Annotated in this window: 19 protein-coding genes; 14 read left to right on the top strand and 5 right to left on the bottom strand. The window is 38.9% G+C overall.

The features are described 5' to 3' along the window. Positions 1 to 674 precede the first annotated feature (674 nt). Complete coding sequence (locus NQ541_RS03060) at positions 675 to 1,898, bottom strand: 6-phosphofructokinase (protein ID WP_005609375.1); 1,224 nt, start codon at positions 1,896 to 1,898, stop codon at positions 675 to 677. A 198-nt stretch (positions 1,899 to 2,096) separates the two neighbouring features. Between NQ541_RS03060 and NQ541_RS03065 the strand changes: the two genes are divergently transcribed. The 10 genes from NQ541_RS03065 to NQ541_RS03120 all read left to right on the top strand — a co-directional run bounded on the left by NQ541_RS03065 (position 2,097) and on the right by NQ541_RS03120 (position 12,855). After that, positions 2,097 to 3,113, top strand: coding sequence for a glycosyltransferase family 2 protein (locus tag NQ541_RS03065; RefSeq protein ID WP_023923233.1), 1,017 nt, complete (start codon positions 2,097 to 2,099; stop codon positions 3,111 to 3,113). A gap of 377 nt (positions 3,114 to 3,490) precedes the next feature. After that, positions 3,491 to 4,120, top strand: a complete 630-nt coding sequence (gene rbr, locus NQ541_RS03075) for a rubrerythrin (RefSeq protein ID WP_005609372.1) — start codon at positions 3,491 to 3,493, stop codon at positions 4,118 to 4,120. A 355-nt stretch (positions 4,121 to 4,475) separates the two neighbouring features. Further along, positions 4,476 to 5,222 (top strand): GTP pyrophosphokinase, encoded by a 747-nt coding sequence (locus tag NQ541_RS03080; protein ID WP_005609370.1) that lies wholly within the window; start codon positions 4,476 to 4,478, stop codon positions 5,220 to 5,222. Between the two features lie 61 nt (positions 5,223 to 5,283). Next, entirely contained in the window at positions 5,284 to 7,056 is a 1,773-nt protein-coding gene (locus tag NQ541_RS03085) for a S8 family peptidase (protein WP_005609368.1), read from the top strand. A gap of 116 nt (positions 7,057 to 7,172) precedes the next feature. After that, positions 7,173 to 8,681, top strand: coding sequence for an ATP-binding protein (locus tag NQ541_RS03090; protein ID WP_044940008.1), 1,509 nt, complete (start codon positions 7,173 to 7,175; stop codon positions 8,679 to 8,681). A gap of 44 nt (positions 8,682 to 8,725) precedes the next feature. Then, positions 8,726 to 9,040 (top strand): hypothetical protein, encoded by a 315-nt coding sequence (locus NQ541_RS03095; RefSeq protein ID WP_044940005.1) that lies wholly within the window; start codon positions 8,726 to 8,728, stop codon positions 9,038 to 9,040. 367 nt (positions 9,041 to 9,407) lie between these two features. Continuing rightward, positions 9,408 to 9,647, top strand: a complete 240-nt coding sequence (locus NQ541_RS03100; RefSeq protein ID WP_044940001.1) for a hypothetical protein — start codon at positions 9,408 to 9,410, stop codon at positions 9,645 to 9,647. Positions 9,648 to 9,795: 148 nt separating this feature from the next. Next, complete coding sequence (locus NQ541_RS03105; RefSeq protein ID WP_207635035.1) at positions 9,796 to 10,329, top strand: hypothetical protein; 534 nt, start codon at positions 9,796 to 9,798, stop codon at positions 10,327 to 10,329. A 74-nt stretch (positions 10,330 to 10,403) separates the two neighbouring features. Then, positions 10,404 to 11,942: an ATP-grasp domain-containing protein gene (locus NQ541_RS03110; RefSeq protein ID WP_005609361.1), complete on the top strand. Its 1,539-nt coding sequence runs from the start codon at positions 10,404 to 10,406 to the stop codon at positions 11,940 to 11,942. A 556-nt stretch (positions 11,943 to 12,498) separates the two neighbouring features. Next, positions 12,499 to 12,855, top strand: a complete 357-nt coding sequence (locus NQ541_RS03120) for a DUF262 domain-containing protein (protein WP_005609357.1) — start codon at positions 12,499 to 12,501, stop codon at positions 12,853 to 12,855. Between the two features lie 65 nt (positions 12,856 to 12,920). Here the strand turns inward: NQ541_RS03120 and NQ541_RS03125 are convergent, their stop codons facing one another. After that, on the bottom strand, positions 12,921 to 13,739 hold the full coding sequence (locus tag NQ541_RS03125; RefSeq protein ID WP_005609355.1) for an IS3 family transposase: 819 nt from the start codon (positions 13,737 to 13,739) through the stop codon (positions 12,921 to 12,923). Beyond that, complete coding sequence (locus NQ541_RS03130) at positions 13,729 to 14,076, bottom strand: transposase (RefSeq protein WP_005609354.1); 348 nt, start codon at positions 14,074 to 14,076, stop codon at positions 13,729 to 13,731. The genes NQ541_RS03125 and NQ541_RS03130 overlap by 11 nt, the downstream gene beginning before the upstream one ends. A 77-nt stretch (positions 14,077 to 14,153) precedes the next feature. Here NQ541_RS03130 and NQ541_RS03135 point away from each other — a divergent pair, with 77 nt between their 5' ends. The 4 genes from NQ541_RS03135 to NQ541_RS03150 all read left to right on the top strand — a co-directional run bounded on the left by NQ541_RS03135 (position 14,154) and on the right by NQ541_RS03150 (position 19,547). Continuing rightward, positions 14,154 to 15,788, top strand: coding sequence for a hypothetical protein (locus tag NQ541_RS03135; RefSeq protein WP_005609352.1), 1,635 nt, complete (start codon positions 14,154 to 14,156; stop codon positions 15,786 to 15,788). Positions 15,789 to 15,800: 12 nt separating this feature from the next. After that, positions 15,801 to 18,182: a GmrSD restriction endonuclease domain-containing protein gene (locus tag NQ541_RS03140; RefSeq protein WP_005609349.1), complete on the top strand. Its 2,382-nt coding sequence runs from the start codon at positions 15,801 to 15,803 to the stop codon at positions 18,180 to 18,182. A gap of 141 nt (positions 18,183 to 18,323) precedes the next feature. After that, complete coding sequence (locus NQ541_RS03145; protein WP_005609347.1) at positions 18,324 to 18,506, top strand: phospholipase D-like domain-containing protein; 183 nt, start codon at positions 18,324 to 18,326, stop codon at positions 18,504 to 18,506. Positions 18,507 to 18,779: 273 nt separating this feature from the next. After that, positions 18,780 to 19,547, top strand: coding sequence for a zinc ribbon domain-containing protein (locus NQ541_RS03150; RefSeq protein ID WP_005609344.1), 768 nt, complete (start codon positions 18,780 to 18,782; stop codon positions 19,545 to 19,547). A 7-nt stretch (positions 19,548 to 19,554) separates the two neighbouring features. Here NQ541_RS03150 and NQ541_RS03155 read toward each other — a convergent pair whose 3' ends face one another. Together NQ541_RS03155 and NQ541_RS03160 are read right to left on the bottom strand one after the other, a co-directional pair. Further along, complete coding sequence (locus NQ541_RS03155; RefSeq protein ID WP_005609342.1) at positions 19,555 to 20,091, bottom strand: LOG family protein; 537 nt, start codon at positions 20,089 to 20,091, stop codon at positions 19,555 to 19,557. A gap of 29 nt (positions 20,092 to 20,120) precedes the next feature. After that, the gene (locus tag NQ541_RS03160; RefSeq protein WP_023923189.1) at positions 20,121 to 20,957 is read right to left on the bottom strand and encodes a YitT family protein; all 837 of its coding nucleotides are present in this window, start codon (positions 20,955 to 20,957) and stop codon (positions 20,121 to 20,123) included. Positions 20,958 to 21,004: the final 47 nt, after the last annotated feature.

The following is a 21,004-nucleotide window of genomic DNA, read 5'->3' on the forward strand; positions in this document are numbered from 1 at the left end:
CGCTTTACCTCAGCCCGTTGACCGTTTGTAACTCGAAAGTGGAAATCTTCGTGCAATGGCACTCGATTTACTTTCTCTAACAAACGCTGCAAAGTGTCTTCGGAACGCTCCTGCTAATGCACCTGCTCAGGAACACCCTGCTTTCCGCTGGTAGTCACAGTAAGAAGTTTTTTTCTGACTCCACAGCGTAGTCACTCAACAATGCAAATTTAAAAAGAATAGAAAAAAGCCGGATGGCTATTGACTAAGATATTCGATCGTAAATATTAGACAGTAGATATTGTATTTACTATTTGATGGAGCGTTTATCTTAGTTGATAGCCATCCGGCTCTTTATTTCTTATTGGAATTTCGTGTTTGTTGGGAGAAAATGTTCTGGCATGAGGGAAAATTTTCTGATTTGAAAAGCCTAATATCCGCCCTTGCTGTTGCGTGAGCAGTGCATTGACAAGGAGCGTTCCGAAGACACTTTGCCCAACTTGTTAAGAAACGTAAACAGGAGTGCCTCTGCACGAGTGTTTCCACGTTCCTGTTACAAGTTGTCAACGGGCTGAGGTAAAGCGGGTCCTGCACTGCGATGCAACAACAAGTGTGGATATGGACGCTCTTCTGTCAGAAACCCTTCCTGCTGTCGCGATATTTTCACCCCAACAAATACAAATTTACAGTAAAATTTACTTTCGATATGCGAATTTCGGCAGTCTGTTTTCTTCCGGCACGTTTACAATCCCCTGAATGAGTGGGAGTGCATAGTCGATGAAAGCCTGTCCGATATCAGAACCGTTTCCGGTGATCCACTCAGGCGGTACGGTCTTCTCCTGATTGCAAATGAGATTCACATCTTCAGGAACATAATTAATACTATAATCAGCTCCTTCTGTGCGGTGGAAGGCGATCATCTTGCCGGTTATACCATCAAGTGCAAAGTGTACACCGGAAATTCCGGCCTGGATTGCTTCTTCCTGATCGGTAGCAGAGATCATGGAAGAGGAACAACGCTGATTTACATTCAGTTCAATCGAGCGGACTTTTACGCCTAGTTTTTCTTTGACAAGATTTTCAAGGTATTTTCCTGAACCGGTGAGCATTTTATGTCCAAAAGTATCGACACCGACATCACTTGCAAGTTCGCAGATAAATGTACCGTTTCCATCATTAATTCCCTCGGATACGCATACAACAAGGTTGGAAGTATGTTCCAGTGCCTTTTTGACATCTTCAATGAAAGTGTCTGTATTAAATGCAGATTCAGGTAGGTAGATCAGGACCGGATTGTCATTCTCGAATTTTCTTGCAAGAACACTGGCTGCTGTGAGCCATCCTGCATGGCGTCCCATGATCTCAACGATGGTGACGGACTTTTTATTATCATAAACGGAGGCATCGATGGCAATTTCACGGACAGTGGAGGCAACATATTTTGCAGCACTTCCGAATCCCGGTGTATGATCTGTGAGAACCAGGTCATTGTCGATGGTCTTTGGAATCCCGATAAAGCAGATCTCACTGCCACTTATGGCAGCATAACGGGAAAGTTTACTTACAGTATCCATGGAGTCATTTCCGCCGATATAGAAAAAGTAACCGATGCTGTATTCTTCAAATTTTTTAAAGAGGAGCGGATAAACGTCATCCTTCAGATCTTCCGGCAGTTTATAGCGACAGGAGCCAAGGAAAGAGCCGGGGGTTGTTTTGATCAGTTCCAGTTCACCGGACTGTTCGACGGAATTCATGTCCATGATAGTATCTGCAAGAAATCCCTCAATTCCATTGATCATGCCATATACAGTTCCAATCTGTTCTTTCTGCATGAGTGCTTCATATACAACACCATACAGACTGGCATTGATAACGGCGGTCGGTCCGCCAGATTGTCCTACGATTACATTTTTTTTCATTGAAAAATGCCTCCTTAGTATAATTGATGTACAGATTTGCTGTATTTTCCCCTTTGTGAGGAACAACAGCACATACACTTCTACTATATAGGAAAAAAATAGATTTTACAATATCATTCATTCAATGTTATAATGTAAAAACAATAGCTGTAAAAATAAAATGATAACTTAAGGGGTATGATTCAGGAGGAGCGATATATGAAATATATTTCATTTGCTATTCCATGCTATAATTCAGAAGCATATATGGAAAAGGCAATCAATTCGATACTTGTCGGAGGAGAGGATGTAGAGATCATTGTTGTCAATGATGGATCAAAGGATGGCACGCAGAAGATCGCTGAACGGTACCAGGAGAAGTATCCGACCATTGTAAAAGCAGTGGAAAAGGAGAACGGTGGACATGGTGATGCAGTAAACTGTGGTCTTGCACATGCGACAGGAAAGTATTTTAAAGTTGTGGACAGTGATGACTGGGTAGATAAGGAGGCATTAAAGAAAATCCTTGATGCAGTCAAAGGATTTGTGGATGCAGATTCACCGGTGGATATGGTGATCTCCAATTATGTATATGAGAAAGTCGGGATGAAGCATAAGAAGGTGATCCGTTATGATAATGTCCTTCCGCAGAACCAGGTTTTCCGTTGGGATGACATCGGACGTTTCCGGCTGGATCAGTACATTCTGATGCATTCGGTGATCTACAGAACCGAGATGCTGAAGCTCTGTCAGCTGGAGCTGCCGAAGCATACATTCTATGTAGATAATATTTATGTGTATTATCCACTGCCGCATGTCAGGACATTGTATTATCTGAATGTGGATTTCTACAGATATTTTATAGGAAGAGAAGATCAGTCGGTGAATGAGAAGGTAATGATCGGCCGGATCGATCAGCAGTTATTTGTAACGAAGCGGATGATCGAGATGTATGAGCTTCGCATGATCACGAGCAAAAAGCTCAGAAAATATATGATCAATTATCTTGCAATCATGATGACGGTTTCATCGATCCTCTGTATCCGTTCTAAAAAGCAGGAGAATCTTGTTAAAAAGAAAGAACTGTGGGCTTATCTGAAAAAGAAGGATTATAAGACTTATGTAAAGATCCGGTATGGAATCCTCGGACAGACGATGAATCTGCCGGGACGTTCGGGAAGAAAGGTTTCCTCGTTAGCTTATAGCGTTGCACGGAGACTGATCGGATTTAATTAAAATGGCAGACATAGAAAAATAAGTACACTGATTTTCAAAGTTGAAAAGGTGTACTTATTTTTTTATGTCTTTGCATTTTGATAATCCGAGAAAGTAATCTGCAGATACATGATAATATTGACATAGTCTTATAAGATGACGAATGGGAAGTTCATTAGCACCGTGTTCATAGCGGGCATACATTGTTTGGTGGTCCAAGATTTATGGCAGATAATATGCATTGTCAGTTGTATATAAGTTCATCTGATGGAAAACAGTATCGTGTGGTTTGTAAAGAAGTAGAAAAGGTAAAAGGAATATTAGAAAAAAAAGTACATATACTAGTATGAATCCTATGGATTAGAAAAAACCAGAGGATTGGAAAGGAAGTATATGACATGGCTGTTAATTTTTCCGAAAGTAAGACGAAAGAGAATCTGATGCGGGCATTTGCCGGGGAGAGCCAGGCAAGAAATCGGTATACCTTTGCGGCAGAGCAGTGCAGAAGAGAGGGAATGCAGTCGATCGGAGGCATTTTTCTGTATACGGCAGATCAGGAGCTGGCACATGCACGGAGATTTTACGAATTGTTAAAACCGGAAACGGGGACGACAATTTTTATTGATGGTAGTTATCCGGTGGATGAGCCGGGGAGTGTTCAGGATTTGTTGCAGGCGGCAGCCCACAATGAAAATGAAGAGGCGGTGGATGTGTATCCGGCTTTTGCGAGAATAGCCAAAGAAGAAGGTTTTTACGAGGCAGCATCTACATTTATGCAGATTGCAGAGATTGAGGCAATGCATAGATGCAGATTTCAGAAGCTTGCCGAACTGCTGAAAGATCATACATTTTTTGAGAGATGTGAAACCGGAAAATGGATCTGTACCAACTGTGGTCATGTTCATGAGGGGCGGCAGGCTCCGGCAGTATGCCCTGTCTGCCGGCACGACAGGGGATATTTCCTGCCTTATGAACTGGCGTGCTATGTTTTTGGGGAGTGTGATTTTTCAGGATCAAAGAAGGATTAAGATGCAGAGACTGCGGTGCTGCCGGAAATTTCTGACAGCACTGAGCCTGCCAGGAGCAGGAATGCACCGGTCAGTTGTAAAAATGACTTTACTGGAGCATTAACCGTTTATCCAGTGTGTCGTAAACCCCCTTGCTTTAGCTATGGGGATATAAGACACTTCCATCGAATTTACGCAAGTAATTGAAGATGGAACAAAATATCCTTGTATTAGATTTAAAATGGCATATAATACATATATGAATAGATGTCGGGGTCAAAATCCGGCATTCCGCAGAATAGGAATGCCGAAATAAGAAAAATCTGTCGGCAGCAGCAGGAACATTTTGGGAATACCTGAGTGAATATGGAGGAGAATGTGGGAAATGAGAAATTTAGAAAGTCTGGCTGAATTGAAAAAGCAGGGGAAAATGCGGATAGAAGAACGAAGAGATAATTTTGTACGTCAGAGTCTTTTGTCGGATGAATTTCTGGATCTGATTCAGCGGAATAAAAAGCCATTTGATCTTCTGATGTGCTATTACGAATGTGCAATTATGGAAGTGGAAACGAAATTCAAGGTTCTGAATCAGGAACATTCACTGGAGTATGACCGCAATCCGATTGAAAGTATTAAGACAAGAGTGAAGTCCTATGAAAGCATTTTGAAAAAGATCCGTAAAAAAGATATACCAATTACGATGGAGGCAATCGAGGAAAATATTAAAGATATAGCGGGCGTGAGAGTGATCTGTTCTTTTCAGGATGATATTTATGCGTTGGAAGAAAGCTTTCTTAAGCAGGATGATATCGAACTGATCGAGCGGAAAGATTACATAAAAAATCCCAAGCCGAGCGGATACCGCAGCCTTCATCTGATTGTTCAGGTTCCGATCTTTTTGCAGAATACAAAGAAGTTTGTCAATGTGGAGGTTCAGTTCAGGACGATCGCGATGGATTTCTGGGCAAGTCTTGAACATAAAATGAGATATAAAAAGGATATCCCTGAATCACAGGTGAAATTTCTTCAGGAGGAACTGTACGACTGTGCAGAACAGAGTGCAAAGCTGGATGAGCGGATGCAGGGAATCCGGGATGTGATCGGATGGAATAAGAATGAGTAAAGTTGGAATGAATGAATAAAATTTCTCATAGAAATGAAAAGAAAACCTTTATGGAAATCTTATGAGTCAGAAAATTGAAAACCAGTTAAATCTCGCCCTGGATGCAACAGAGGCAGAACGACAGAGGAGCAGAAGCCTGAACGTAGGCTATGACGAAGAAGAAAATGAATGGGAGCTGATCCTGAAATATTCGGGATCACTGGAGCCGGTAAGAGAACTTGCGGTGTATGTAACTGAGCTGACCGGGGGTTATGTAATTATTCAGATTAAGGAAAGCCGGATTGAAGAACTGGCAGCACTTCCTGAAGTTGAGTTTATAGAAAAACCGAAAAATTTGTATTTTCAGGTGGAAAATGGAAGACGTGTATCCTGTATTGACGAAGTACAGGCTGCGTCTTCTTTTTTTTCAGCAGGGCAGGATATAGGCAAGGAAAGTGGAGAAGGAGTGCTGATTGGAATTGTAGACAGTGGGATTGACTATGAAAATCCTGATTTCAGAAATGCGGATGGGACAACGAGAATTGCAGCACTATGGGATCAGACAGTGGAAACCGGACTGCCTCCTGCGGGCTATAATGTAGGAACAGAATTTACATCTCAGCAGATCAATGCGGCACTTCAGACAGCAGGGCATGAAGAACGTTTCCGTCTTGTTCCCAGCCGTGATATCAGTGGTCATGGAACTGCTGTGGCAGGAATTGCAGCAGGAAATGGACGAGGGAGTCAGGGCGGACGATACAGAGGTGTTGCACCGGAAGCAGAACTGCTTATTGTGAAGATGGGGATACCGGGAGAGTATGGATTTCCAAGAACGACTCAGTTGATGCGGGGAGTGGACTATATTATAAGGAAAGCAGAGGAATTAAAAAAGCCGGTAGCAGTCAATATCAGTTTTGGCAATACTTATGGATCTCATGATGGAACCAGCTTACTTGAGCGGTATCTGAATACCGTGTCTGAACGGTGGAAAAATGTAATCTGTGTCGGAAGCGGCAACGAAGGAACGACAGCAGGTCATGCGGCCGGTGAACTGGAGAGCAGAATGACGACAGAAGTTCAACTGGCTGTGCAGGAAAGAGAGGTGTCGTTAAATCTTCAGATCTGGAAATCCTATGTGGATGAAGTGGCAATCATGCTGATTGATCCATCGGGCAATGCTTCCGGGCGGATCGACGAAAGAACGGGTATACAGAGGATTACAGTAGGAGAGACAGAACTTCTGATCTACTATGGCGAACCGAAACCCTATTCTGTGCGGCAGGAAATCTATATTACATTTCTTCCGGAGAGTAATTTTATTACCCCGGGAGTGTGGACAATACGTCTGGTGCCGGGAAAGATTGTGGATAAATCCTGGCAGATGTGGCTTCCGGCACAAAGTGCATTGAATGTAGGAACAGCATTTCTTAAGCCGGACAGTGCAACAACGCTTACGATTCCTTCTACGGCATCGCTGGTCATAACAGTGGCAGCGTACGATGCACTGACATTTTCCTATGCAGATTTTTCGGGACGGGGACCGGCACAGATGTATGAAGGAGGAGGAGTCCCGAAACCTGATCTTGCCGCACCCGGAGTGCGGGTGACAGCACCTGCGACAGGGGGAGGCTACGCAGAATTTACAGGAACTTCTTTTGCCACACCGTTTGTGACGGGCAGTGCGGCACTTCTGATGGAATGGGGAATTGTGAAAGGACAGGATTTATATCTGTATGGTGAGAAAGTGAAAGCTTATTTAAGACGCGGGGCGAGGGAACTGCCGGGGTATGGTCGGTGGCCGAATGGTGAGATGGGGTATGGTGTGCTGTGTGTCCGGGATAGTCTGCCGGGGTGAAATGATTTTAGAAATATATAATGCGGAATCATGAAGTGAGTATAATATGTATTGCGATAAGCATGAAAAATAGTTATAGTTAAAGGTAAAAGACGTGAATGGAGAGGAGCGGTAAAATGACGATAGAAGAAGTATTGGCAGTCGAAGAAATGCAGGTATTTGACAGGAAAAGTGTCAATATTGCTCCCAAAGTATTGGCAATACCAATTATTGCATTTGCAAATGCTGATGGTGGCACAGTTGCCATTGGAATATCTGACAAGACACGCAGGATAGAAGGTGTCGATTATGACATCCAAAAGTTGAATGAACTTCTTCGGGTACCGTTTGATTTTTGTGTTCCGACTGTGAAAGTAGAAATAGAAAAAGTCCAGTGTATTGATTTTAAAGGAAGAGAGAATCATGTTCTTCTTATGCATATTGAACCAAGTATGGAAGTACATGCGAATCAGGCAGATGAAGTGTTTATGCGTGTTGGAGATAAATCAAAAAAGCTCGCTTTTGAAGAACGAATGCAGTTGATGTATGATAAAGGAGAACGATTTTTTGAAGATAAACCGGTTCCGGAAACTGATATAGAGGATATTGATTTAGCTTTTGTAGAAAAATATATTGCTCAAATCGGCTATTCCAAGACAGCAATGGAATATTTGAGGGAAAATAAAGGATTTATAAAAGAAAAAAATGGGAAAGTGCAGATAAGTTCTGCGGCAATATTGTTATTCGGTAAAAATCCGCAGTTATATTTCCCAAGAGCACGTGTACGTTTTATTCGTTATGAAGGGACAGAAGAACGTGTCGGAACACAGATGAATGTTATCAAGGATGTCATTTTTGAAGGAAATATACTGAAGATGATAACAGATGCAGTTGCATACCTAGATACACAAATTAAGGAAAAAACTTATCTGGGCGAGGATGGGTTATTTGTAACAGAAGAAGAATATCCGAAGTTTGTCCGACAGGAAATTATTGTAAATGCTGTTACACATCGAGATTACAGTATTAGAGGAACTGATATTCAGATAAAAATGTTTGATGATAGGATTGTTGTGGAAAGTCCGGGAAAGTTACCGGGACTTGTGAAAACAGACAATATCCGACATACACATTTTTCTAGGAATCCAAAGATTGCAGAATTTTTGAAAGTATATAGCTTTGTAAAGGAATATGGCGAGGGTGTTGACCGTATGTGCAAAGAGTTAGAAGCGGTAGGTTTACAAGATCCTGAATATAGACTGAATGCTTTTATGCTCCAGACAACAATCAGAAACAGTACTTTAACTGATAAAAAACCACGGTTTGGAGAAGAAAACCACGGTTTGGTTGATAAAAAACCACGGTTTGGAGAAGAAAACCACGGTTTGGTTGATAAAAAACCACTGTTTCAAGTTATTGACGATGCAGTCTGCAATAAGATTTTGACTCCTACCATTTCGGAAAATGTGAAAGAAATTGTTGAGGCTTTTGACATGAATCAGATTTTTGGTCGTAAGGAAGTAAAAAAAGAACTTGGATATGGTGATTATAAAGCAGGAAAAGCAATAGAGGCCATGCAAGTATTGAACATCGCAATTCCTGTAGAAGGAAAAGGAAAGGGAAAGTATATTTTAAAGGAAATGTAGTGGTTAGTTTCATTGGTCTCAAAACAAAAGTGGGAGGGAAGAATATGGAACCTACGAAAAAGGATTGGAAACTGTACAGAGAACGAATTGGTGACTGGCAGGAAGCATATATGGAAAAACTTGTGCAGAAATATGTGGAGTATTTACAGGAAAATCTACCAGCATCAGATAAGTTTTGGGAATTGGAGAATCGGATTAAAAATGATAAGAAAAAGCCGGGAGTTCTCATTGAAGTGCGAAAATCGTCAATGATATGGGATATTGTACGATTAATTCATGATGAGGTAGTTACGGTAAAGGATCTTGAGGGATTCAGTAATGAGTTGGTCGAAGCAGTAGAGTTAATACTTAATAGATAATAGGGGAAAAACAAAGAAAACAACGGTTTTATAGGCTTTTTCAAGCGAGAAAAGCAAAAAAGTTTGTAGCAATGACTTGACATCCTAGGGGCATTGTGTGTTAGGAATAGTTTGCCTGGGGAAAATATGCATGAGAAACATGCAAGATAGCATTCAGCAGACAATATCTGCTGAATTACAGAACAAATGTGTATTTTTATTTTACCATTTACAGATTAAACAGTAGCGTACTTGAAGCAGTTTGTCCTTTTTCCAATCGCTATGGTGGGTATATATACCGGTAAGTTCTCGGATACAGTTTTGCAATAACAAAATTTTTGACAGAAATGGAGATGCTGACCAGGATGTATCTACGCCAGCCGATCTTATGGCAAATATTTCAAACCGTAAATCATCAACTTATAGTGAACGGAAGATGTTTCCGTATGCAGTAGAAGATGATTTATGTATGGAGTTGATTGGAAAAACCAGACAAATGGCGGTTAATAAAAACAAAAATCATGTATGGAAAAATATGACTGATATGGAACTGTTAAGAAGTGCAGGGCTATATGAGAAAAATTTGGTAACCGGACAGAAGGTATTTAAAATGACTTGTTTTTTCTGATAAAACGCAGAGGATAAATGGGAGAAACAAGTATGAAGAATTTAAGATTAAAAAAATATTATTAGATGTGGTAGATAATCAATTACGGGACAATGATCCGCCGGCAGCAAAAGAAGCATACCAAAAACTGCTTGATGCAGGCTATTCTATGCGGGAAGCGAAAGAAAAAATCGGTGCGGTAGCACTGACAGAGATTTATGATGTGATGAAAGAAAAGCAGTCATATGATGAAAAGAGGTATACGAATGCATTGGCTGAAATGGTTCAGCAGAGTATTGATTTTGAAGATACACATAAAATAATTACTGAGTGGGATGATTGGGATGAACTGGTGCAGCGCGGTTATGAAGTCCAGAATCAACAGGATGAAAAGCAGATGATTTCCTGCTGGTGGGATGCATGGGCTTTGTTTCAGCAAATTATGGAGACTGCAGAGCGAAAAATGAGTATCAGTGAAGTGATGGAATCACAGGATTATGAATATCCGGTGGAGGCATGGCTCCAGGATATGGAAATGGAGCTGGGAAATGCAGGTGAATACGAAAAACGTATGGAGTTTTGTAACAAAGTTTTGGAAATGTTTGACTGGACGTATGATGACGGGAATGGTTTTCGCTGTGCAGTAGGTGAAGAACTTTATGAAGCAGGAAAAATAGAAGAAGCGATTGAAGAAGAAATATAAGATAGAAGAAAAGTAGAGGTGCGACGAATGGTAAAGATCAGCTTCCGGCTGATCGGATAATCATTTTGTATATTATGGGTGACGTATTAAGGATTTTAGATAGATTTAGAATAACAGGTCGTGGTGTTGTTTATACCGTAAAAATTAGCAAGGGTTGCATCATTCACATAGGAGATGTCCTTTTAGATCTCAGAGGAAATAGATTTGAGGTCAGTGGAATAGAAATGTTCAGAGGCATAATAGCGGAAGGAAAATCTTTTGAGGATATGCCTCTTGGATTAATGTTTAAGCAGTTAGACGGCGTAGAAGCTTATGGAAATATACTTGTTAAAGACTTGAATGATATAAATTTTATTTTTTGCAATCATCCGCTGTATCAAAGAAAAGTTGATGAAGATTATGAAGTTGAGTATCAAGAGGCTGGACTGCATCACTCATGTGCATTATTTAGTTATGAAGATATGGAAAGAGGTAAGCTTTCATTGTTTGGTGAGGAAATTTCTGGTCTTACAATTTATCGTGGATGGATGATGAAACCCGAGATGTATTCAGATTTCTATACATTACTGGAGCAAAAGGGAATTTATCTGATCAACACACCAGAGGAATATGAAAGATATCATACTTTGCCTGGATGGTACGATGATTTTGCTGATGAGACCGCACAGTCTGTATGGGAGACAGAAGGAAATGTTGAAAATGCATTATTGAAGGCTAAACAATTAAGCGGCTCTTATATTGTAAAAGATTATGTAAAGAGCAGAAAACACGAGTGGTATGATGCATGTTTTATCAGTAATATTGCGGATGTTGCAAATACGGCAAGTGTAATAAAGAATTTTGTTGAACGTCAGGGTGATTCACTGGTAGGAGGAATTGTTCTGAGGAAGTTTGAGAATCTAAAGCAAATTGGATTTCATGAGAGAAGTGGAATGCCTATATCAGAGGAATATAGGGTATTTGTTTATGCCGGAAAAGTTCTGATAATGGATAATTATTGGACAGAAAAAGAGGATGTTAAGTTGTCTGATAGTGAAATAAGCTGGATAGAAAGTATTGCTAAAAAAATAAGAAGTAACTTTGCTACGGTGGATATTGCACGAAAAGCTGATGGTGAGCTTGTGATTATGGAACTTGGCGATGGTCAAGTTTCAGGGCTACAGCAGATAGATGAAAAAGTGTTTTATCAATCGTTTGATTCGGAAGAAGGTATTCCGGTAGAAGAGTTCTTTCCGGAAGGTACAGTAATATTATCTGGGAACCCAATGCCAGATAAGACCGCAGAACAGATGCAATTAGAAATTGAGCAAATCAGCAATACTCAAGAGCTGGTTGATGCTTATGTGCTGGTTCACAATAAGTTTTGGTATATTGAAGATGATCTGTATGATTATGAAGAGGGAACAGAAGACTATATCAGGGTAAGAGATAATGTTGAAGCCTGGGGAGAAATGATGGATTTGCTTGATGATAGGGTAATGTCTACGGCAAAGGAAGAAGGGCTTCTTGCAGAACGTCAGCCTGACTCTGGCACAATAAAACAATTTGAAGAATTTATGAAAAAATACGGTTACAGAGATGGTCGTGGTTGGTGGGTGAAGATTGAGAGGTGATATGCATGGCACATACAGGATGTCCATCTGGACATGATATGTGGAATGGAGATGGAAAACCTGTCGTATGGGCTTTTCGTATTGGCTTCTTTAGGAAGTTCGCGGAGGAACATCCAGATTGTATAATGGATGACAATAGTGAGTATTGGCAATTATATGATTGTTTGGAAGTTCAAGGATGAGGTAAGAAAGTTCATAGGGATTTAAGGCAGGAGCCGGTTGGATGATGAGTCTGACTGGCTTCTTTTTTGATTGAGAAAAACGAGTTTTTATAGTACAATAAGTTATTCATTTTGTGAAACTTGATATTTGAGGATTTGGTATGGTTAAGAACAATATTGAAGTTGATGTAAAAGTAAAATGTATAGAGAATGGAACAACCTAGGCACAGATTGCTGAGGGTATTCAGACCACAAAGTCATATGTGAATCGTATGATCAAGAAGCCAAATGGTGTGGTGAATAATACCTTTGTGCAGATGATGGAAGCATTGGGTTATGATATTGAACTGACTTATGTGAAGAGGAATGACAAATAATGTGTAGGAGGAAACACTATGGCGAACAATAGTATGGGAACTAAGAAAGTTGAGGAACTCTTAGTTAGCAAATCAATGCCTTTAGGAATGCAGTTTTATGTTCCTAATTATCAGAGGGGATATCGTTGGAAGGAATCACAGGTTCAGCAGCTGTTAAATGATATAAAAGAATTTGATTATGAAAAGAATAATGAAAAAAAGTTTTATTGCTTACAGCCACTTGTAGTGACTGAGGATAAGGAAAATGGGTGGGTCGTAATAGATGGACAGCAGAGACTTACAACATTATTTATTATTCTGACTTGCATAGAAAAGATGCTTTATATAGTGGCTCAGTTGTCAAGACAAAAATCTAAGATTTTTATAATGAACTGATATGGTTGATAAGTAACAAGGAACATGGGGAGGATAGTGGAACACTCCCCAGATCCATATATGCATTAAGCTGCATACGGCAAAAGCATTGCCGGGTAGTAACATTCAGCCGGTGTTTTGTAATCAAGGGCAGAATGGCATCTTTCAAAGTTATAGGTGTGGACATATCGTCCAATAGCAACTCTGGCATCCTTGATGTTGTTATACAGCGTCAGATAAGCTTCTTCATACTTGAAGCTGCGGAACCATCGCTCAATCATGATGTTGTCAGCCCAACGGCTTTTTCCATCCATACTCTGACGGATACCGTTTTCTTTTACAAATTCAATGTATTTCTGACTTGTGAACTGACAACCCTGATCAGAGTTCAAAATCTGTGGTTTTGACACAGCAAATGCTTTTTTTAGAGCATTGATAACCATTCTGGTATCAAGGGTATCATCGACTTCCCAGCCTACGATACAACGGCTGTACCAGTCGATTACAGCTGTCAGATACAGAAATCCGTGTCTGATTGGAATATATGTAATGTCAATAGACCACGCCTGATTTGGTGCATCTATGACGGCATTTCGAAGAAGATAAGGACATCCCTTTGCCTGTTGCATCCGCTTGGAAAGATTCATCTTAGGATAGATTGGGTAAATATCCATCTCATTCATATAGCGGCGTGCTTTACGACGCCCAACATGATAACCTCTGTTTTTGAGTTGTGCAGACATTTGCCTTGCACCCCAGGTTGGATTATCCGTATGAAGATGGTCGATAATCTCTTTACAAGCCAGTTCTTCGTCTGATACAGGTGAAGTCTTGTAATAGATGCTTGTACGGTTGATATCAAGCAGTTTTGCTCCTACAGATGCCGGGATTTCTTTAGTAGTCAAAAGGTTTTGGACTAAACTTACTCTCGTAGTCAGGTCCACAAATTTCTTCAGATTTTTTTTTGAGCCAGTCAACCTGCATGGTTAACTGACCAACCTTTTTCGCATACTCCGCCTTTTCCTTGCGTTCTTCAGCAAGCTTGTCTTTGAGGTTTTCCTGACGCTTGTCATCGAATACTGCAGAGGCATTGTTAAGGAATTCTTTCTTCCAATTGCGGAGCAGATTTGGTTGGATGTTATTCTCGGTTGCAAGGGTGTTGAGATCTTTCTCGCCCTTAAGCAGCTCGATTACCAGGTCTGATTTAAATTTGGCACTAAAGTTTCTTCTTTGTCTGGACATAATGATGAATCCTCACTTTCATACTGATTTTAGTATATCAGATTCATTAATATTTGTCCGAAAAAGTGTCTTAATTTATGAGACCATTATATTATAAAGAGAAAGCCCAATTATATCAGATGAACTATCAGAATAAGCCTCAGATGCACGATTGGCTGGAAGAACTAGGAGATGTTAATAATGATGTTCAAATTAATTCTGATGATATAGATGCATATCATATTACCAATGCTTATCTTACTGTAAAGGCATGGCTTGAAGAGGCAAATGATCTTAAAGCAATAGGTGCAGAAATACGTGAGAAAATAAGAACATACACCCGTTTTATTTGGTATGAAGTAAAGGGGGATATTAAACCAGAAATAATATTCACAAATATTAATATGGGAAAAATCAAGCTCACAAATGCCGAACTGATAAAAGCCCTATTGCTTAAACAGGATAATTATAAAGGCGAAAATGATGATGTTATAAAGGTCAGTCAAATAAAAATCAGTACTGCCTGGGATAATATGGAAGCCAAGCTTCAGAGGGATGACTTGTGGCGATTCCTTACAGGTTCAGGCAAGTTCAGTAAATCAGAAACCCACATGGAACTTATCTTTAGAATAATGGCTAAAGATATTGTGAAGGATCGTATAAGAAATAATCCGGAGTTCTATGTTGAGAATGAAGAAGAATTAAATAAAGATACATATACATTCATTATTTTCAGTAGAGAATTGGAATATCTTGAGAATGAAAAGACAGATAAACCACTGCCATATTCTGAACTTTTGGAAAGCTTCTGGGGTAAGATAGAGCGTTACTACAATATGTTCATAGATTGGTATGAAAACCGAGAGTGGTATCATCTTATAGGTGTTCTTTTAGCTAAAGAAGAGAATCAGACAGAGTCATATTTTGAAGAACTCTGTGATTTATACAGAACACATACTAAGTCTGAATTTGTGTGCAAATTGAAAGAACGCATTATTAATGAAATCGATTTTGAAGATAAGGATAAGACAGACTTTTCGTTTACACATGAGGTTGTTGAGGAATATCTTAAATCATTATCCTATTCTGATAAGAAAATTGACAAAGATAAGATTAGAAATATTCTGTTGCTATTCAATGTTATTTCAATGCAGAATAATACAGATTCAGATCCTCGTTTTCCGTTTGACTCATATCAGAAGCAAAAATGGGATATAGAACATATCCATTCTGTGACGACGGAAAGAGCTCAGAATAAGAAAGAACGCGAGGAATGGCTTGATAGTGCATGGCCTTACATTGAAAGCGTGGCATCAGATCCTAAAGTTTTTGAAATGTATACAAAAGCTAAGGATGTGAGAGACAACAAGTTTTATGATGATGAGCACGCTACAGAATACGATGAAATGTATAATTCTGTAATAGCTTTTTTCTCTGGAGAAACAGGAATAGATAATAAGCCTATAAATGAGATATCTAACTTAACATTGCTTGACCAGAGGACGAACAGAGGATACAGAAATCATATTTTCCCTGTTAAGAGAAATAAAATTCTTGAAAAGAGCGGTGTTGAAAGTTTTATACCACTTTGCACAAAGAATGTGTTTCTGAAATTCTATTCAAAGACAGTATCGCAGATGTATTTGTGGGATAAAAATGACAGAAAAGATTATTTTGACAAGATGGCCGATGAAATTTTCTATTATCTGTCTGGGACAAGAAAAGAACAGTAGGAGGAATTCGGAATGGATGGCAATGAAAGAATAACTTTCTGGGAATTATTAGACGAAAAGAAAATTGAAATACCAGTAATTCAGAGAGACTATGCCCAAGGTAGAGATAAAGACAATGTAAATGATATCAGAAAAAATTTCCTTAATAGTATAAAGGATGCATTAAAAAATGAGGAGCCGTTGGATTTAAATTTTGTATATGGAAGTACAAAAGGTAACACGTTTATTCCGATAGACGGACAGCAGAGACTCACAACATTGTATTTGATACATGTATACTTGATGCTTGTATTGGGTAAGAAATTTGAGAAAGGTTCTAATAAAAGAATAAAAAAATTCACTTATGAAACCAGAACTACTTCAAGAGATTTTTGCAAAGGTCTTACTAATGAAACTATTGTTATCAGAGATGACAAGAAAATAACTGATGTAGAAAGCATAAGTGAGGAGATCAAGAATAACAATTGGTTCAGTTCTTCTTGGCTTAATGATCCCACAATTAAAGCGATGCTTAATATGCTTGACTCTATTCATGAGATTTTCAAGGGTGAAGATTATGAAGATTTCTTTGAAAAACTGACGGACGATGATGAGGATAGCTATATCATTTATTTTTATTTTCTCGATCTTGGTGAATATAATCTTGGTGACAGCATCTATATTAAATTGAATGCAAGAGGAAAAGATCTTACAAACTATGAGAATTTCAAGGCAAAGCTTTCTAAATATATTACAGATGAGATTGGGACACCTAAAGATGATTATATAGCTAAATTAGATGGAGAATGGTCAGAGGTATTCTGGGAGTTTGTTAAGGATAATTCTACAAAGCTTTATGATGAAAAAATAATGAATTTCTTTACAAACTTTATGATTAATGAGTATGCAGCATATATGACGGCATCAGGACGCGACCCAGTCAGAGCAGAAATAAGGGAAGTAATTGGATACTCTCATCTTGATTTCATTAATAGATTTCAGGGATATAATGATAAATGGGATGGGCATAAGATTGCTGATTCTTTTGTAAAGATATTTGAACTTTTTGATTTAATGACATCAGGGAAAAATCAAGTGATTTTTGCTCAGGGAAATAAGTATTTTGATGAGCAAGCACTTTTTAAGTGGATTATTGAAAATAACGATACTGAAAAAGCAGATAATAAATCTGGAATTTCGTATTCGACAAGAATACAAGCGGATGCATATTTAGGCTTTATAATTCAGAATAATTCGTTAATCTCTACACCAGATGTATTTAAGGAAAAGCTTATTGACTGGATGAGAGTAGTTATGACTCTGAGCCGCGAAACTAATTATAATGGTGGCGATGATTATGTTCGAGCTATTAGCAAAGGTGTTAGAAAGATGTTGCCAGAAAGTGGAGATATACTAACTTATCTGGATAAGCTGACTGACAGGAGTGGTCATGGTTTTGATGGTGACTGTTTCGATGAAGAATGCCTAAAAGCCAAACTGATTCTTAGAAGTCCTGAGTGGGAAAAATTAGTTATAGCGGCAGAAGATAATAAGTATTTTAACGGGCAGATTGGCTTCTTGTTTGAGATTTCTGGAATAGACAAGCAATTCAAAAATGCTTGTGTTGATAAGTGGGATGCAGCTACGGATCAGGAGTACAGAAGTCTTTTTGAAAAATACTTTAACATTTTTTCGTCGATTTTTGGTGAATTTACAATTGCAGGAAAGAATGATAAATACGTTGGTATAAATAGAAACATTGCAAATGTATTAAGACGTGCTCTTCTGTGTAAGGGTGACTATACATTATTCCACAGTAGTAATTCTAGCTTTTTGATAGATAATGATAGAGATATAAGTTGGAAACGTCTGTTAAGAATTCAGAGCAATGAGAAAAACGGAACATATCAGAATAGAAGAAAGATGTTTTTCAGTCTTATTAAGGATCCATTATTTGACCAAAATGATATTGCAGATAGTTTACAGAAGATATGTGACAGAGATGTAGCTGGTATAACTGATTGGAGAAAGTATTTTATTACAGTTCCGGAAATAATGGATTCATTGCATAAATACACTGACGGCAGAGCAAGTGAAAGATATGTAAGATTTGAAGGGAAATATATTTTCCTCATGGGAAGTACTAGATTGTATGGTTGGAATGAGGAGTATTATTCATACGCATTGTATTGTCTGCTCAAAAAACTCCCAAATGCTTCTGTGAAATATAATCAGGCAAAAGGCTGGGAAGATGTAGATTGTCATATTGAACTTACATCATCCACAAATGCTGGTAAATGGAAGATTAAATATTTAAGAGCGAAAGATAAATTTAGCGTGATAGATGCATCGGGTGTTCAAAGTTTGTATTCAACGGTTGAGGATGCAAAGTACGCTTTGGAAAAACTTCTTTAGTAGATTGGGAACTGACATATTTTTCTGCTATCGAGAAAATATTATTCTTAAGACATTGAAATTACCTATGTCAAAAGGCAACGAATAATCGCGAAAAATACAAGGCCTTATATAAAGAATAGAAAGGTAGGGCATAAAAATATGACAGATGAAGTAAGAGATGGAGGAATGAATCTGTTAGGAAAAGTAGATGTGTGGGATAATCTGATAAGAATTAAATCAGAAAGTGTTGCACAGGAATTGATGGGAATGATACTGAAAGAATTTTGTGACAATGACTTGACATCCTCGGGTGGACTCTGCGTAGAAAAAAGTCTTCCTTAAAAGTAAAAAATTACTCCAAGAGGAAAGAACAAAATCCGAAAAATAGAATCAATGTTGGATTCTATTTTTCGGATTTTTTCTTTGGCAAGCTTTTTGCCGTCTTTTAATGAATGTTCAAATTCAAATTGTCGAATCACCCATCTTCTTGAACTTCCGTTCAAGAAGCATCCCTCGCTCTGCTCGGTCAATTAAGATTTTCAGCAACCGCAAGTTGCTTTCTCATCTGACTTCATTCTGTTATGATAATAACAACGAATAACGGAGGTGGATACGATGGAAGTAAAGGATATTATTTATGGGCTTCGGGTGAAAAAGGGCTTATCTCAGGATGCACTGGCGAGAAAAGTAATGGTTACCAGGCAGGCGGTGTCCCGTTGGGAGAATGGTGAGACAGTTCCTAATACAGAAACTCTGAAACTTTTATCAAAGGAGTTTGATGTTTCTATTAATACACTTTTAGGTACACCAAGAAAGCTTATTTGCCAGTGTTGTGGAATGCCACTGGAAGATGACGAGATGATAGGACGTGACAAGGATGGATCGATCAATGAGGATTATTGTAAGTGGTGTTATGCGGATGGCACATATACTTACAGTGATATGGAGGATTTGATCAATGTCTGCGTTAAAAATATGGTAACGGATAATTTTACAGAAGAACAGGCTCGCTCTTATATGAAGGAACTGCTTCCAAAGCTGGATTATTGGAAGAGATATGATGAACTCAGTGATCATGGAGAATTTGAAAAATTTAAGAAAAAGTTACTGAAGGAAATTAACGCTCTCCATGTAGAAGGTCTGCCTGAGATCACGAGGTTAAATGCACTTGTCGGAAAGTATGTGAATCTTGAATATACTCTGCCAAATGGAAGAAATGTGAAATTTCTGGATGATCAGACCACTTATTTAGGTACTCAGTCAGAATCAGAATTTGAAGGAGACAGGTATTTTGGTGTTCTTGCAGGTATGGATTTCATCCTTATTTGCACATATGAAGCCGATAGAACCAGCCCGGAGCTGGTTCTATACAAAAAACGATAAGATACGATCATTTCCCACTGAGAATCTGCCGGATTTCTTCCAGGTTCTCAGCAAAAAAGATTCCTTCCTGCCGTTCTTCAGAAGACAGTCCCTTTTCGATCATAAGAGCGAGAAGAGCTTTCAGGTGATCGTAGTAACCGTTCAGGTTATAGAGGATACAGGGGGCATCAAGCTGTTTTAAGGATACCTTTGAAATGATCTCTGCAATTTCTTCCAATGTTCCTGTTCCACCGGGAAATGCAATAAAAGCATCCCCAAGTTCGATCATTTTCGCTTTTCGCTCTTCCATATCTTGTGTGACAATGAGCCTGGTTAATCCATCGTGCTGGAGTTCACTGTCTATAAAAAATTGTGGCTCTACACCGATCACTTCCCCTCCGGCAAGAAGGGTGCTTTCTGCGATCAAGCCCATAAGACCGGATTTTGAACCGCCATAGATGAGTGCATTGTGGCTTTTGCCGATCCAGGTGCCGAGTTCTTTTACTGCAAGTTCAAAGGAAGGATCATTTCCGGGAAAAGCTCCGAGATAAACGGTAATATTCATAATTAATATCCTTTCATGTTATAAAAAGACTATCTGAGAATCTCTTCAATTGTGGAAACAGTACTGAAAGTTCCCTTATTTTCAGAGATAATTGTCTTTACTTTCTGAAGTTCAAAGTAATTTACATAGCAGATCAGAGTTTTATTTTCTCCGGCAATGACACCGGAAGAATTGATGATCGTACAGGTCTTATTGAGGTCTTCTTTGATCTGCCGGATAATTCTGTCAGGGTCTTTGGTGATGATCGTGATCTGCTTGATGGCTTCGAAATGATCTGTAAAATGATCGATAATTGCTGTGGCAATAATGTATACCAGAAGACTCAGCATGGCGGAATCCCGGCTGATGAGTACGAAGACTGCAAGGTATACAATGAGATTAAATCCGATCAATATGTAGGAAATACTGTAGTCTTTTCCGGTTTTGTTGTAAATCTGATGAACAACAATATTGGCGAAGATTTCAGAGCCGTCAATACAGCCTCCGTTCCTTAGAATAAGGGAAAGCCCAATACCAAGGATCGCACCGCCAAATGCGACTGCAAGAAAATGTTCTGTATTTAATTCAAACGGGATTTTTTCAAAATAGGCAAGCCCAAGTGTATAGACTGCAAATCCGATCAATGCCTTGGCAAAAAAATATTTTCCCAGCATGATAATGCCGGCGATCAGAAAAGGAAGAAAGACAAAAAGAACGCAAAGAGAAAGTGAATAACCGGTCATTTTGCTGATAAGAATTGCAATACCGGCAGTCCCATAGTCAATGGCATCATTGGGGAGCAGAATACAGGCAACAGAAAAACTGGCCATCAATGCTCCGAGGACAATTGCGAGGTACGAGAGTAATACTTTCAATTTTTTATTCAATCTGTCTTTCCCTCCTGTAAAAAAAATATGTGTTATCCTATCATAAA

The sequence above is a fragment of the [Ruminococcus] lactaris ATCC 29176 genome, from assembly GCF_025152405.1.
Lineage (GTDB): Bacteria > Bacillota > Clostridia > Lachnospirales > Lachnospiraceae > Mediterraneibacter > Mediterraneibacter lactaris.

Bases quoted from the DNA above. Each gene is read 5' to 3' on its own strand.
- NQ541_RS03060 (WP_005609375.1), bottom strand. From the start codon at position 1,898: ATGAAAAAAAATGTAATCGTAGGACAATCTGGCGGACCGACCGCCGTT.
- NQ541_RS03065 (WP_023923233.1), top strand. From the start codon at position 2,097: ATGAAATATATTTCATTTGCTATTCCATGCTATAATTCAGAAGCATAT.
- rbr (WP_005609372.1), top strand. From the start codon at position 3,491: ATGGCTGTTAATTTTTCCGAAAGTAAGACGAAAGAGAATCTGATGCGG.
- NQ541_RS03080 (WP_005609370.1), top strand. From the start codon at position 4,476: ATGTGGGAAATGAGAAATTTAGAAAGTCTGGCTGAATTGAAAAAGCAG.
- NQ541_RS03085 (WP_005609368.1), top strand. From the start codon at position 5,284: ATGAGTCAGAAAATTGAAAACCAGTTAAATCTCGCCCTGGATGCAACA.
- NQ541_RS03090 (WP_044940008.1), top strand. From the start codon at position 7,173: ATGACGATAGAAGAAGTATTGGCAGTCGAAGAAATGCAGGTATTTGAC.
- NQ541_RS03095 (WP_044940005.1), top strand. From the start codon at position 8,726: ATGGAACCTACGAAAAAGGATTGGAAACTGTACAGAGAACGAATTGGT.
- NQ541_RS03100 (WP_044940001.1), top strand. From the start codon at position 9,408: ATGGCAAATATTTCAAACCGTAAATCATCAACTTATAGTGAACGGAAG.
- NQ541_RS03105 (WP_207635035.1), top strand. From the start codon at position 9,796: ATGCGGGAAGCGAAAGAAAAAATCGGTGCGGTAGCACTGACAGAGATT.
- NQ541_RS03110 (WP_005609361.1), top strand. From the start codon at position 10,404: ATGGGTGACGTATTAAGGATTTTAGATAGATTTAGAATAACAGGTCGT.
- NQ541_RS03120 (WP_005609357.1), top strand. From the start codon at position 12,499: ATGGCGAACAATAGTATGGGAACTAAGAAAGTTGAGGAACTCTTAGTT.
- NQ541_RS03130 (WP_005609354.1), bottom strand. From the start codon at position 14,076: ATGTCCAGACAAAGAAGAAACTTTAGTGCCAAATTTAAATCAGACCTG.
- NQ541_RS03135 (WP_005609352.1), top strand. From the start codon at position 14,154: ATGAGACCATTATATTATAAAGAGAAAGCCCAATTATATCAGATGAAC.
- NQ541_RS03140 (WP_005609349.1), top strand. From the start codon at position 15,801: ATGGATGGCAATGAAAGAATAACTTTCTGGGAATTATTAGACGAAAAG.
- NQ541_RS03145 (WP_005609347.1), top strand. From the start codon at position 18,324: ATGACAGATGAAGTAAGAGATGGAGGAATGAATCTGTTAGGAAAAGTA.
- NQ541_RS03150 (WP_005609344.1), top strand. From the start codon at position 18,780: ATGGAAGTAAAGGATATTATTTATGGGCTTCGGGTGAAAAAGGGCTTA.
- NQ541_RS03155 (WP_005609342.1), bottom strand. From the start codon at position 20,091: ATGAATATTACCGTTTATCTCGGAGCTTTTCCCGGAAATGATCCTTCC.